Source organism: Leifsonia sp. 10L418 (assembly GCF_056395445.1).
In genome coordinates this window covers 371020-383390 of record NZ_JBFTJN010000001.1, presented here as the reverse complement: position 1 = coordinate 383390, position 12371 = coordinate 371020, and the positions used below count along the sequence as shown (strand labels likewise).

Below are 12371 nucleotides of genomic sequence, written 5' to 3'. Positions count from 1 at the left end.
AGCTCTAGATTAGTAGAGTGCCCCAGAACACTGCGCCCAGCGCCTCCGCCGCCCCCACCACGCCGTCAGCTCTCGACCTCACCGCCTCGTCGGTGGAGATTACCCGAGTGCTGTGCGACATCGAGTCGGTGTCGGGCAACGAGACGCTGCTGGCCGACCTGATCGAGCAGGCGCTCGCCGGTTACGACCACCTCGAGCTGATTCGAGACGGCGACACGATCGTCGCGCGCACGAATCTCGGCCGCGCCCAGCGCGTCGTGATCGCCGGACACATCGACACGGTTCCGCTGAACAACAACCTGCCGACCCGCACCGAGGTCATCGACGGCGTCGACTACCTCTGGGGCCGCGGCACGGTCGACATGAAGGCCGGCGTTGCCGTGCAGTTGAAGCTCGCGGTGGAGCTGAGCGACCCCTCCGTCGATCTGACCTGGATGTGGTACGACAACGAAGAGGTCGACTCGTCGCTCAACGGTCTCGGCCGTCTCGCACGCAACCGTCCCGATCTTTTCGTCGGCGACTTCGCCATTCTCGGCGAGCCGAGCAACAGCCAGGTCGAAGGCGGCTGCAACGGCACCCTCCGGGTCGAGGTGCGCGCCTTCGGGCTGCGGGCGCACTCCGCGCGCGCCTGGATGGGCGAGAACGCCATCCACAAGATCGCCCCCGTTCTGAACATCCTGGCCGCCTACACTCCGCGTGAGGTCGAGGTCGAGGGGCTCGTCTACCGCGAGGGCTTGAACGCGGTCGGCATCAGCGGCGGCGTCGCCGGCAATGTCATTCCCGACGAGGCAATGGTGCACGTCAACTACCGGTTCGCGCCGAGCCGCACCGCCGCGGAAGCGGTGGCTCATCTGCGGGAGCTGTTCGACGGCTTCGAGGTGACCGTCATCGACGAGTCGGAGGGCGCTCGCCCCGGACTCGACGCGCCCCTGGCCCTCGAGTTTCTGGCTGCCGTCGGCGCCCAGCCCCGCCCGAAGTACGGCTGGACGGATGTCGCGCGCTTCTCCGCACTCGGCATCCCGGCCGTCAACTACGGGCCAGGCGACCCGTCGAAAGCACACGCCGACGACGAGCGCGTGGCCATTGCACAGATCGACGAGTGCGAGCGCGGCCTCCGCACCTGGCTGACCGCCGCAGAGCGGTGAGTCAGGACGTGGCCTCGCCCGCGACTTCGCCGGCGATGTCGCCGGCTACCGCTGCCGCGGCATCCGCATTGCCCGCGCGCTGGCGTGCCCGGTACCGGCTGACCCCCTGGTGGACCAAGGTCATCGTGGTCTGGGCGCTGTCCCGCGTCGTCACCACGACCCTGATTCTCATTCTGGCCAGCGTTCAGGGCGACAACCCCTGGACCGGCGCGCATCCCACCTACCTGCAGTTCGCGAACATGTGGGACGGACTCTGGTACAACATCGTCGCCGTCTCCGGCTATCCCTCCGTGTTGCCGGTCACCGAGACCGGCCACATCGCCGAGAACGCCTGGGCGTTCATGCCCGCCTACCCGATGCTCGTTCGGCTGCTGATGCTGATCACCGGGCTCGGCTGGGCCCCGCTCTCGGTGTTCGTGTCGCTGGCCTTCAGCCTGGCTACCGCCCTGCTGTTCTACAAGCTGATGCTCCGCGTGCTTCCCGCATCGACGGCGCTCTTCTCCGTCGTGCTGTTCTGTGTCGCCCCACTGTCACCGCTGCTGCAATTCGGCTACGCCGAGTCGATGTACCTCTTCTTGCTCACGCTCGCGCTCATGCTGCTGCTCGACCGGCGCTACGCACTGCTCTTCCCGGTGATCGCCGTGATGGCCGTGACGCGGCCGAGCGGCCTCGCCTTCGCCCTGGCGCTCGGCCTGCACGTGGTCTACCGCTTCGTCGTGCGCCGCAGAGACCCGTTCCCGATGCGTGAACGGATGCTCGCGGCATCCGTGGCCCTCTTCAGCGCGGTGATGGGCTTTGCCTGGCTGCTGGCGGCCTGGGCCGTGACCGGCTCGATGTCGTCGTATACCGACACGGAACTCGCCTGGCGCTCGGCCTACATCGGCTACCAGGAGCTCGTGCCGTTCACCGCCTGGTTCCAGAGCGGGGGCTGGTGGCTCGGCCAGCCGTTCGGCTCGATCGTCGTGATCGCACTCATCCTGGCATTCACCATCTTCATGTTCTCGCCGCCGGTTCGAAGACTCGGGGTCGATCTGCGTTTCTGGGTGGCGAGCTACGCGCTCTACCTGCTCGCGGTCTTCTTTCCGCAGTCGAGCACATTCCGGTTGCTCATGCCGATGTTTCCGCTGCTCGGCGCGATCGCGATCCCGCGCAACCTGGCCTATCGAATCGCTCTGGTCGTGCTCGGAATCGCTGGTCAGTGGGGGTGGCTTCTGATCGCCTGGGGTGTCGACGGCGCCGACTGGACACCGCCGTGATTATCGGTTAGCGCCTGGGATGGTCGATAATAGAACCAAACGAATGGAAGGGGAGTTCATGGCGGCCATGAAGCCACGGACCGGAGACGGACCAATGGAGGCTGTAAAGGAGGGGCGCCTCATCATCGTGCGGGTACCGCTCGAAGGGGGAGGCCGGCTCGTCGTCTCTGTGAACGACGCTGAGGCCAAGGAGCTTCACGATGCACTTGCTGGGGTTGTCAACCCGGCCAGCTAGCCACAAGATTCACGAAGAACGGCTGCGCGATGACTGCGCAGCCGTTTTTTTGTGCCCGGTCGTTTTGTGCCCGGTCGTTTTGTGCTCGGTCGTTTTTTTGCTCAGTCGAGCCGGACACACCGTCACAGGATGCATGAGAAACGGCTGCGCGAAGACGCGCAGCCGTTTCTTGTCTGCCTGGTGGCGTGTCTGCCGGGTCAGGCGCGAATCTTGGTGATCTGCAGCAGGCCGTCGCCGACGGGGGAGAGCGCGCTGACCACGGCGTTGGAGGCGGCGATCTCGGTCACCAGGGTGCGGAATCCGGTCGCGACGTCATCGCGCTGTGCGGGGTCAGAGACCCGGCCGCGCCAGAGAGCGTGAGCCACGAGCACGGTTCCGCCCGGGCGGGCAAGGCGCAGACCGTGTTCGACGTATTCGATGACCGACTGCGGGTCGGCGTCGATGAAGACGATGTCGTAGGAGTTTTCGTTCATCCGCGGCAGCACATCAGCGGCCTTGCCGGTGATCAGGCGCACGCGCTTGGCTGGGATGCCCGCATCGAGAAAATGCGCGCGAGCGTGCTGCTGGTGGTCGACCTCGGTGTCGATCGAGGTGAGCGTGGCACCGGGGGCGCCGGAGAGCAACCAGATACCGGAGACGCCGGCACCGGTTCCCACCTCGAGAATGTTCAGGGCACCGGTCGCCGCGGCGAGCACGGCAGTCTGCGCGCCAACGGCGGGGGAGATCGCGTCGATGCCGAGTTCCAGCGACTGTGCTCTGGCGCGGGCCACGGCATCGGATTCGACGACCAGGTCGTCGGAAAATTTCCAGTTCAGTTCTTTTTCAGACACGTCGCACTCCAGTAGATGTATGGGATAAGCCTATTGCCGCCGGGCCAATGGTTCGGGGAGGCCTCGCCGCGGGTTATTCTGAACTCATGTTTGGATTGACGTTCGAGAAGGTGCTGATCATCGGGGTCATCGCTGCCTTCCTGATCGGTCCCGACAAGCTGCCGCACTACACGGCCCAGTTGGCTCGGCTTGTGCGCAGCCTTCGTGACATGGCGAACGGTGCCAAGGATCGCATGCGCGACGAGATGGGTCCAGAGTTCGACGACCTTGACTGGAAGAAACTTGATCCACGGCAGTACGACCCGCGCCGCATCATCCGTGAAGCGCTGACCGACGACACCACAGTTTCGTCCACGACGACGGAAGCCGCTGTCATCACCCGGAGCCCGAACCCCGAAGGCGCTTACCTGCAGCGAAAGCGTGCCAAAGAGGCCTCCCTCGCGGCGTCGGAGCCCACCCCATTCGACTCTGAGGCGACCTAGCCGTCTGTTTGCTGGTCGACGGTCAGCCGAACTCGATCACCCGCAGGCTCAACCAGAGCAGCAAGGTGTCATCGGGATTGTCGAGATCGATGCCGAACAGCTCGTGAGCCCGGCGCAACCGGTAGCGCAGCGTGTTCTGGTGGAGCGAAAGCCGGGCGGCGGTGACCGCCGAGTCCCGGCCACAGCTCAGATACGTCAGCAGCGTGTGCGCATAGTCGGAGCCGGTGCGCCGATCGTGCTCCACCAGGCGGGTGGCCTGCGGCGACGCCAGATGAGCGGTGTCCCGAAAGACCTGCGCAAGTTCGAGGATGCTCAATTGGCTGCGCACCTCGCCGGCACTGGCGACGGATGCCGCGCCCGGCCGGTCGGAGCGCAGCAGGAGCACCAGGTCGGCGTCGTGACGCGAACGGCTGATCTGACCGAGGGAGTGCGCGGCTGACCCGATCGATGCGAGCACCTCGACCTGCAACGAGGACGCAGCCCGCCCGACCAAGCGCTCCGCCATCGCCCGAGTGCGTTCGGCGCCCGCTGCGGATCCGGTGAACAGCGAGTAGACGGTGTTTCCGATGACCACGCACTCGGTGCCCTGCTGGTGCGCCTCGCACTGCATGGCGATCAGGTCGATCAGCCGCCCCATCCGGGTCTCCTCGCCCACCGAGGTGAACCGGGGCTGGAAAGCCACAACAATCGACCCGCTGTCGGTGTCGATGCCCAGCTGGTCGACGATGAGCCGCGAGTCCTCGCCGCCCTCGAGGAGTCGCCGCAGCAGGTCGCCGCGCTGCTGTTTGGCGAGATCTGCGGCATTGCGGGCGTGAAGCATGTGCAGGGCGGCGATGTCGGCGGCGCGCTCAAGCGCCCGGTGGTCCTCCACATCGAACTCGCCATGCGCATCGACAACCCAGATCGAGCCGAGCGGTTGCGACCCGGCCCGCACGGCTACCGCCAGCCGGTCGAGTGCAGGGGGAACGCCCGGCACGTGCACGGCTCCGGTTGCCCGGAACATCTCGGCGTACTGCTCGGCGTTCTCGGGAAGGAACGGCACCTGCCGCCCCAGGATGCCGACCCGGCGGTCCTCATCGATCGGCTGGTCGGCGATTGTCGAATAGGCCAGCACCCGTTCCTGCAAGTCCTCGATCGCCGTCGCGCCGCCCACGAGCGCGGCAATCGAGTTGGCGAGGGCAAAAAGGTCGCCGACGGCCAGGCTCGAGAAGGAGCTGGCCGATTCGGCGCTGGTCGCGAGTGCCGACGCGATCAACACATCGGCCTGTCGCCAGTCGATCTCGTCGTCGGCGACAATGAGCGCGATCTGGGCGGCATCCGCGATCGCGGCCAGCGGTCCCAGATCATGGCTGAGCGACTTGACCACGACGGCACCAAAGCCGTGGGCCGCCGCCGCGCGAACAACCTCGGCGGTTTCGGGCGCACCCGGATGCAGGCCGATTCCGAGCAACACCCCGTCGGGAGCGCCGGTGAGCGGGGCCCAGCGCTCGTAGAGGGTGGGCTTGACGCGCGCCAGTACCGGATCGGTGCCGATCGTGGCGAGATGCAGCCCTGAACCGTCTAAGACGAGCAGGAGCTCCCCAACCCGCAGCCCGCTCGGTGCTGCGGTCGGTGCGGCCGTCAGTGCTGTCGCCGCGGCTGACGCCACCGCTGACGCCGGCGCTGTTTTTGACGTTGTCGCTTCGGCATCCATTGGACCACCGTACGGGAGCATTGTGCTGCACAACAGCGCGGCCGTGAAATCTTCGTGCCGCACGCCGACGACGCCGGGACATCGATCGATCACACTGATCGCATGCTCCAGAACGTCGATCTCCTCTCGCTCGCCGCCCAGGCCGCGAATGCCGCTGCTCACGCGGCCGAAGCCTCACGGATGCGCCTGGTCGACGAACACGAGATGTCGCGCTTGAGAGACGTCGCCGACCTGCTCATCTCGGTGTGGGGCACCTCAGAGCACGGTGCTCCGATTCCCGCCGACCTGTTGCGCAGCATCAGCCACGCCGGCTGCAACGTCAGCACGGCCTACGACGCCGCCGGAGTCTTGTCGGGAGCCGCGGTGGGCATCGTGTCGCCCGATCGCGACTCGGTCTACTCGCTGATCGCCGGCGTGCGTCGCGGGCTGGCCGATGTCGGCGTCGGCTTCGCGCTCAAGCAGCACCAACGGGCCTGGGCGCTGGCACGAGGACTGACCACCATGGAATGGACCTTCGACCCGCTGGTCAGCCGCAACGCCCGGTTCAACTTGACCAAACTCGGTGCCACGGCCTCGGAGTACATCCCGAACTTCTACGGGGTGATGGACGACGAGATCAATGCCAATGATGAGACGGATCGTCTCGTCGCGATCTGGTCGTTGACGAGCGAGCAGGCAATCGCGTGCAGCGAACGGCGACCCGAGACGGTGGAGCTGCCTGAATTCGGCCCGGGCGACGTGCGGGCCGTTGGGCCTGACGGGCAGCCGGTGCTGATTGAAGCGGACGGCTTTGACTGGTGCAGAGTTCCGACCGACATCGTCGCTCTGCGCGTCAGTGATCCGGCTGCCGCAGCGGCATGGCGCCAGGGCATCCGCACGATTCTGACCAGCGCTTTCAACAGCGGTTCGGTCGCACGCGGCGTGACCCGAACGAGCTGGTACCGACTCGACAGCCCACTCGACAGCTCACACGACGGCTCCCACGACAGCCCACACGACGGCTCCCACGACAACTCACGCGATAACGGAGGACAAGCATGAAGATCGAGAACATCGAGATGCGTCGGGTGACGTTGCCGCTCGTGACACCATTTCGCACGTCGTTCGGAACAGCGTATGAACGCGAGACCACACTCGTGCGGGTCACCACGGCGAACGCCGAGGGCTGGGCCGAACATGCCGCAGAACCCGACCCGCTCTACAGCTCGGAGTTTCTCGACGGCGGTGATCTCGTCATCCGTGACCACCTGATCCCGCGGCTCCAAGCGCTCGGCGACCGGCTCACGGCCGAACGGGTCGCCACCGCGCTCGCCCCGGTCAAAGGGCACCCGATGTCGAAGGCCGTGCTCGAGACCGCCATCCTGGATGCCCAGCTCAAGGAAACCGGCGTCTCCTTCGGCGACCATCTCGGCGCCGTGCATGAGCGTGTGCCGGCCGGAGTCTCGGTGGGAATCATGGACTCACTCGAGGAGCTTCTCGATGCCGTCGGCCGCTACCTGGACGAGGGCTACCTGCGGATCAAGTTGAAGATCGAGCCCGGTTGGGATGTTGTGCCGGTGCGCGCGGTGCGTGAACGATTCGGCGATGACGTGCTGCTCCAGGTCGACGCCAATACCGCGTACACCCTCGCCGACGCCCGTCATCTGGCCAAACTCGACCCGTTCAACCTGCTCCTGATCGAGCAGCCGCTGCCTGAAGACGACCTGCTCGGACACGCCGGCCTGGCCCAGCTCATCACCACCCCGGTCTGTCTGGACGAGTCGATCGAATCCGCCCGCGACGCGGCAGCCGCCATCGCGCTCGGCGCCTGCAGCGTGATCAACGTCAAGCCGGCGCGCGTCGGCGGGTACCTCGAAGCCCGGCGCATCCACGATGTCGCCGCGGCGAACGGGGTTCCGGTCTGGTGCGGCGGGATGCTGGAGACCGGCATCGGCCGCGCGGCCAACGTGGCCCTTGCCGCACTGCCGAACTTCGTGATGCCCGGCGACACGTCGGCGTCGAACCGGTATTACACGCAGGATCTGACCGCCCCGTTCGTGTTGGAGGACGGCCACCTGGCTGTGCCCACCGGCCCCGGCATCGGCGTCGACGTGTTGCCCGACGTACTGAACGAACTGACGACCAGGACGACCGACATCCGTTTCTAGCCCCTGTCGCCCCACGCAGCACAAACTCGGTCGACCGCCCCGCACAGCCCCCGAATCGCCCCACCCGACACCCGTGACGTGCCGACCGATGACGTTCAGCACCTCGCACACAACCCAGGAGTGCCGTACATGAAAACCTCAGCTCGCCACCAATTCTCCGTCACGATCGCGGCAGCACTCGGCCTCGCCGCCGCCCTCGCGTTGTCGGCCTGTTCGGCGACGGGAGACCCGGCCCCGACGTCGGCTCCGCCGGCCGCCGACGTCGACCCGGCAGCATCCGCCGCGCTGCCTGCCGCATTCAAGGAGGCGGGAGTGATCAATGTCGCCTCCGACATCCCGTTCCCGCCGATGGAGATGTTCGACGAGAACCAGAACCTCACCGGATTCGACTACGACCTCGCGCAGGCCCTCGGCGCACGGCTCGGCGTGAAAATGGAGCTGCAGACGCAGGCCTTCGACAGCATCATCCCCTCGCTCCAGTCGGGCAAGCACGACGTGATCATGTCGGGCATGAACGACACCCAGGAGCGTCAGAAGACCCTCGACTTCGTCGCCTACATGCACGCGGGCTTCTCGATTCTGGTGATGGCCGGCAACCCGGAGAACATCACGACGGTGCTCGACCTCTGCGGCAAGGATGTCGCGGTGCAGAAGGCGACGGTGCAGGCCGAGATCTTGCACGGCTACGACGAGCAGTGCATCGCGGCCGGGTCCACGCCGATCAAGACCATGGAACTGCCGATCGAGACCGACGTGCAGACCGCCGTGCGCTCGGGCAAGGCCGTCGCGGATGTCGTCGACTCCGCTGTCGCCGCGTACGCCGCGCAGACCGCCGGCGACGGGGAGATCTTCGATGTCGTCAAGGACCCCGACAACCCGTCGGGCTACAACCCGCTCTACACGGGTATCGGCATCCTGAAGAAGAACAACGACCTCGCGCAGGCGTTGAACCTGGCCATGGAGGCGGTCATCGCCGACGGCACCTACGAGAGCATCCTGGCGAAGTACGACCTCACCGACTTCGGCATCGACGCTGCCGGCATCAACCTCGGGAAGTGACCTGATGTCCACTGCCCTGACGAGCGAGCGTCCGTCGGAGGTGAACACCGACGGGGTCGACCCTGACGACATCGTCGCCGTGCCTCTGCGGCATCCATGGCGATGGGTGGTGGCGGTACTGCTGCTGGCCACCCTGGTCACCCTGGCCGTCTCCCTCTGGGAGAACGAGAACGTGCACCACCCGACAATCAGCGAGTTTCTGTTCAACCCGCGCATCCTCTCCGGTGTGGTGCTCACCCTGGTGATCACCGTCATCGCGATGGTCGTCTCGTCGGTGCTCGGCGTGCTGATTGCCGTGATGCGGCTCTCCAACAACCCGGTGATGAACGTGCTGGCCTGGTCGTATGTGTGGGTGTTCCGCGGCACGCCCCTGCTGATCCAGATCGTGTTCTGGGGCTACCTCGGCCTGCTCTACGCCCAGATTTCGCTCGGCGTTCCGTTCACCGACTTCACCCTCTTCTCGATCGACACGAACACGTTGATCCCGGCGTTCACCGCCGGCCTGCTCGCGCTCACGCTCAATCAGGCGGCGTACTCGGCGGAGATCATCCGGGCCGGGATGCTGTCGGTCGATCAGGGCCAGTATGAGGCCGCCTACTCGGTGGGCATGAGCCCCACCTTCACCCTGTTCAAGGTGGTGCTGCCCCAGGCCATGCGGGTGATCATCCCGCCGATGGGCAACGAGACCATCTCGATGCTCAAGAACACCTCACTGCTGTCGGTGATCGCGGTGCTCGAGCTGTACACGGTCGCCACCCAGATCTCGTCGCAGAACCTGCGTCAGGTGGAACTCCTCATCGTCGTCAGTTGCTGGTACCTGTTCTTGACCTCGGTGCTGTCGATTCCGCAGTACTACCTGGAGCGTCATTACGGGCGCGGGAATGCGCGCAGCCTGCCGCCGACTCCGATCCAACGGGTCAAGGCCGCACTCGGACGCGGCCGTCCGGCCGGCATCGTTCCCGACCCCATCAATCCCGCGCAGGTCGTCACTCAAGGGGCCCACTCATGACCGAGACGCTGCAGTCCAATTCGGCCACAAACATCCCGGCCCCGCCCGCACCGGTGCCGTTGCTCTCGGCCCGTCAAGTGCGCAAGAGCTTCGGCGGCGTGCAGGTGCTGAGGGGGATCACGCTCAGCGTCAACGCCGGCGAGGTGATGTGTCTGCTGGGCCCGTCGGGCTCCGGAAAGTCCACGTTTCTGCGCTGCATCAACCACCTCGAACGTATCGACGGCGGCCGTATTTCGGTCGATGGGGAACTGATCGGCTACGCGCAGCGGCAGAACCGCATCTATGAGATGAATCCGCGGGAGGTGGCACGGCAGCGCCGCGGCATTGGAATGGTGTTCCAACGGTTCAATCTCTTTCCGCACATGACGGCGCTCGAGAATGTCACCGTCGCGCCGATCGGAGTGAAGAAGCTGCCGAAGCAGCAGGCGACGCAGCGTGGACTCGATTTGCTCGACCGGGTCGGCCTGGCCGATCTCGCCCAGTCGTATCCGGCGCAGCTGTCGGGTGGGCAGCAGCAGCGGGTCGCGATCGCCCGGTCACTCGCGATGGATCCGAAGCTGCTGCTCTTCGACGAGCCGACGAGTGCGCTCGACCCCGAACTTGTCGGCGATGTGCTCGACGTGATGCGCGCGCTCGCCGCCGACGGAATGACCATGATCGTGGTCACCCACGAGATCGGTTTCGCCCGCGGGGCCGCTGACTCGGTCGTCTTCATGGACGGGGGAGTCGTCGTGGAATCCGGGCCGCCGGCCTGCGTACTCGACAATCCGCAGAACGAGCGCACGAAGGCGTTTCTGAACAGCGTGATGTAGCGCGGCCTAGCGCCGGCGAACCGCCTTCAGCACACCGGCCAGCAACACCATCGGACCGGCCAGCTGCGCAAACTCATGACCGAAACGCGGCAACTGCAACAGCCCCGTCGCACGAGAAACCGTGATCGCGTCGACGAACCGCAGCAGCCCCTCCGGGCCATTGCGGCGGCCGAGGCCCGACTGCTTGATGCCGCCCATCGGCGCGGCCACCGACGAGAACGAGCCGCGGTAACCCTCATTCACGTTCACGCTGCCGGCTTCCAGAGCTGTCGCCACCCGGAGCCCGCGCTGGGGCGAGCCGGAGAAGACCGAGGCGTTCAGTCCGTAGTTGCTGTCGTTGGCGGCGAGAATCGCCTCCTGCTCCGAGTCGACGATCGATACTGAGACGACCGGGCCGAACGTCTCTGACGCGAAGCAGTCCATCTCCGGAGTGACGCCGGTGAGCACCGTCGGTTCGAAGAAGAACGGTCCGAGATCGGGTCGGGCCCGCCCGCCCGCCTGCACCGTGGCGCCCTGGTCGACGGCGTTCTTCACATGGGCCGTGACCCGGTCGAGCTGGGCCTGTGAGGTGAGAGAGCCGACGTCCGCCGTGTAGTCGAACGCCGAACCGAGCGCGAGGTTCTTCGTCGTGGCCACGAACTCGTCGAGGAAGCGGGCGGCGACACCGCGCTCGACATAGATGCGCTCGGTCGAGACGCAGAGCTGACCGAGCGACGAGAAGCAGGCGGATGCCGCATCGACGGCCGCCTTCGTCGGGTCGACGTCGTCGAGAATGATCAGCGGGTTCTTGCCGCCGAGCTCCAGCGAGGCGCCGGTCAGGGTGGTCGCGGCCTGTGCGGCAACGATCTTGCCGGTGGCGGTCGACCCGGTGAAGCAGATGTAGTCGGCATCCTGGGTGACGGCGCCGCCGATCGAGGGGCCGTCACCGGTGACGATCGCCCAGAGCTGCTCGGGCACTCCGGCGTCGATGAACGCGCGGCGCAGGGCGAGGATGGACAACGCGCCCTGGTTGTCGGCCTTCTGCACGACGCCGCAGCCAGCCGCGAGGGCGGGCACGACATCCATGGCGGCCAGGCTGAACGGGTAGTTCCACGGCGTGATCACGCCGGCGACGCCCTTGGGCCGGTAGCGCACGCGCGTGGTGATGACGAGGGGAATGCCGGCCCGGCGCCGCCCGCCGCGGAGCACCCCGTATGCGGCGAGAGCGTTGAAGCGGGTGACGGAGGCGGCTTGGAAGACTTCCTCGAAGGCCTGCCCGCGTGTCTTGCCGGTTTCGGCCTGCAGGGTGTCAAGAAACAGCTCCCGGCGCTGCAGCAGCAGATCGTGGGCACGCAACAGAACCGCGCGGCGGTGCGCGAACCCGGCCCGCGCCCAGGCGATCTGAGCCAGCCGAGCGCGGGAGTAGGCATCCTGCACATCGCTCACACTGCTCGTGGGAAGGTCGTGCAGCAGAGTTCCGGTGAACGGTGCGATGACCGGCACCGACTCTCCCGACGTGGTGGTGACGTCGCGGGTGAGTTCAGAGGTGAGCGTGTGTTCCAGCAGGGAGGCGGGCATGACGGTCAGTCTAGGTCAACTGACCCACTTGGTGGCAGGGAGTTTCTGGCGAAGAAGTTCTGGCTGGGTTTTGAGTCGACCGAGGTGCACGCGGACGCCTGCACGAACTTGGCAGGATTTCGACGGCCCGATCGATTGTGCACGCG

Annotated in this window: 12 protein-coding genes; 9 read left to right on the top strand and 3 right to left on the bottom strand. The window is 66.3% G+C overall.

The window, feature by feature from the left end; genetic code table 11:
* The first annotated feature begins 17 nt into the window (after positions 1 to 17).
* The 3 genes from dapE to AC1DCF_RS01715 are packed head-to-tail and all read left to right on the top strand — an operon-like array spanning position 18 to position 2636.
* A complete protein-coding gene (dapE, locus tag AC1DCF_RS01725) occupies positions 18 to 1145 on the top strand; it encodes a succinyl-diaminopimelate desuccinylase (protein WP_441791558.1) in 1128 nt (375 codons plus the stop codon).
* Positions 1146 to 1180: 35 nt separating this feature from the next.
* Positions 1181 to 2401, top strand: a complete 1221-nt coding sequence (locus tag AC1DCF_RS01720; protein WP_477209505.1) for a hypothetical protein — start codon at positions 1181 to 1183, stop codon at positions 2399 to 2401.
* 58 nt (positions 2402 to 2459) lie between these two features.
* Positions 2460 to 2636: a DUF3117 domain-containing protein gene (locus tag AC1DCF_RS01715; RefSeq protein ID WP_441791610.1), complete on the top strand. Its 177-nt coding sequence runs from the start codon at positions 2460 to 2462 to the stop codon at positions 2634 to 2636.
* 197 nt (positions 2637 to 2833) lie between these two features.
* Here AC1DCF_RS01715 and AC1DCF_RS01710 read toward each other — a convergent pair whose 3' ends face one another.
* Positions 2834 to 3466, bottom strand: coding sequence for an O-methyltransferase (locus AC1DCF_RS01710; RefSeq protein ID WP_441791556.1), 633 nt, complete (start codon positions 3464 to 3466; stop codon positions 2834 to 2836).
* Positions 3467 to 3552: 86 nt separating this feature from the next.
* On the opposite strand from AC1DCF_RS01710, the gene AC1DCF_RS01705 reads away from it, so the two are divergent.
* Complete coding sequence (locus AC1DCF_RS01705) at positions 3553 to 3948, top strand: twin-arginine translocase TatA/TatE family subunit (protein WP_477209504.1); 396 nt, start codon at positions 3553 to 3555, stop codon at positions 3946 to 3948.
* Between the two features lie 22 nt (positions 3949 to 3970).
* On the opposite strand, the gene AC1DCF_RS01700 is transcribed toward AC1DCF_RS01705, so the two are convergent.
* On the bottom strand, positions 3971 to 5803 hold the full coding sequence (locus tag AC1DCF_RS01700; RefSeq protein ID WP_477209503.1) for a PucR family transcriptional regulator: 1833 nt from the start codon (positions 5801 to 5803) through the stop codon (positions 3971 to 3973).
* Here AC1DCF_RS01700 and AC1DCF_RS01695 point away from each other — a divergent pair.
* The 5 genes from AC1DCF_RS01695 (at position 5744) to AC1DCF_RS01675 (ending at position 10668) form a co-directional block, all read left to right on the top strand.
* Positions 5744 to 6682, top strand: coding sequence for a hypothetical protein (locus AC1DCF_RS01695; RefSeq protein WP_477209502.1), 939 nt, complete (start codon positions 5744 to 5746; stop codon positions 6680 to 6682). The two genes, AC1DCF_RS01700 and AC1DCF_RS01695, sit on opposite strands and share 60 nt — an antisense overlap.
* Complete coding sequence (gene menC, locus AC1DCF_RS01690) at positions 6679 to 7788, top strand: o-succinylbenzoate synthase (RefSeq protein WP_477209501.1); 1110 nt, start codon at positions 6679 to 6681, stop codon at positions 7786 to 7788. Before AC1DCF_RS01695 ends, menC begins: the two co-directional genes overlap by 4 nt.
* A 129-nt stretch (positions 7789 to 7917) precedes the next feature.
* Positions 7918 to 8847, top strand: coding sequence for an ABC transporter substrate-binding protein (locus tag AC1DCF_RS01685; RefSeq protein WP_441791550.1), 930 nt, complete (start codon positions 7918 to 7920; stop codon positions 8845 to 8847).
* Positions 8848 to 8851: 4 nt separating this feature from the next.
* Positions 8852 to 9856 carry an amino acid ABC transporter permease gene (locus AC1DCF_RS01680; protein ID WP_477209500.1) on the top strand — a complete coding sequence of 335 codons (1005 nt, stop codon included), beginning with the start codon at positions 8852 to 8854 and terminating at the stop codon, positions 9854 to 9856.
* A complete protein-coding gene (locus AC1DCF_RS01675) occupies positions 9853 to 10668 on the top strand; it encodes an amino acid ABC transporter ATP-binding protein (RefSeq protein ID WP_477209499.1) in 816 nt (271 codons plus the stop codon). The genes AC1DCF_RS01680 and AC1DCF_RS01675 overlap by 4 nt, the downstream gene beginning before the upstream one ends.
* 6 nt (positions 10669 to 10674) lie before the next feature.
* Here AC1DCF_RS01675 and AC1DCF_RS01670 read toward each other — a convergent pair whose 3' ends face one another.
* Positions 10675 to 12225, bottom strand: a complete 1551-nt coding sequence (locus AC1DCF_RS01670; protein ID WP_477209498.1) for a succinic semialdehyde dehydrogenase — start codon at positions 12223 to 12225, stop codon at positions 10675 to 10677.
* Positions 12226 to 12371: the final 146 nt, after the last annotated feature.

What these genes read in the sequence shown, in the direction of transcription:
- AC1DCF_RS01695 (WP_477209502.1), top strand. Translation starts at nt 5,744, where the DNA reads ATGCTCCAGAACGTCGATCTCCTCTCGCTCGCCGCCCAGGCCGCGAAT.
- AC1DCF_RS01670 (WP_477209498.1), bottom strand. Translation starts at nt 12,225, where the DNA reads ATGCCCGCCTCCCTGCTGGAACACACGCTCACCTCTGAACTCACCCGC.
- AC1DCF_RS01705 (WP_477209504.1), top strand. Translation starts at nt 3,553, where the DNA reads ATGTTTGGATTGACGTTCGAGAAGGTGCTGATCATCGGGGTCATCGCT.
- AC1DCF_RS01680 (WP_477209500.1), top strand. Translation starts at nt 8,852, where the DNA reads ATGTCCACTGCCCTGACGAGCGAGCGTCCGTCGGAGGTGAACACCGAC.
- AC1DCF_RS01715 (WP_441791610.1), top strand. Translation starts at nt 2,460, where the DNA reads ATGGCGGCCATGAAGCCACGGACCGGAGACGGACCAATGGAGGCTGTA.
- AC1DCF_RS01720 (WP_477209505.1), top strand. Translation starts at nt 1,181, where the DNA reads ATGTCGCCGGCTACCGCTGCCGCGGCATCCGCATTGCCCGCGCGCTGG.
- AC1DCF_RS01675 (WP_477209499.1), top strand. Translation starts at nt 9,853, where the DNA reads ATGACCGAGACGCTGCAGTCCAATTCGGCCACAAACATCCCGGCCCCG.
- menC (WP_477209501.1), top strand. Translation starts at nt 6,679, where the DNA reads ATGAAGATCGAGAACATCGAGATGCGTCGGGTGACGTTGCCGCTCGTG.
- AC1DCF_RS01685 (WP_441791550.1), top strand. Translation starts at nt 7,918, where the DNA reads ATGAAAACCTCAGCTCGCCACCAATTCTCCGTCACGATCGCGGCAGCA.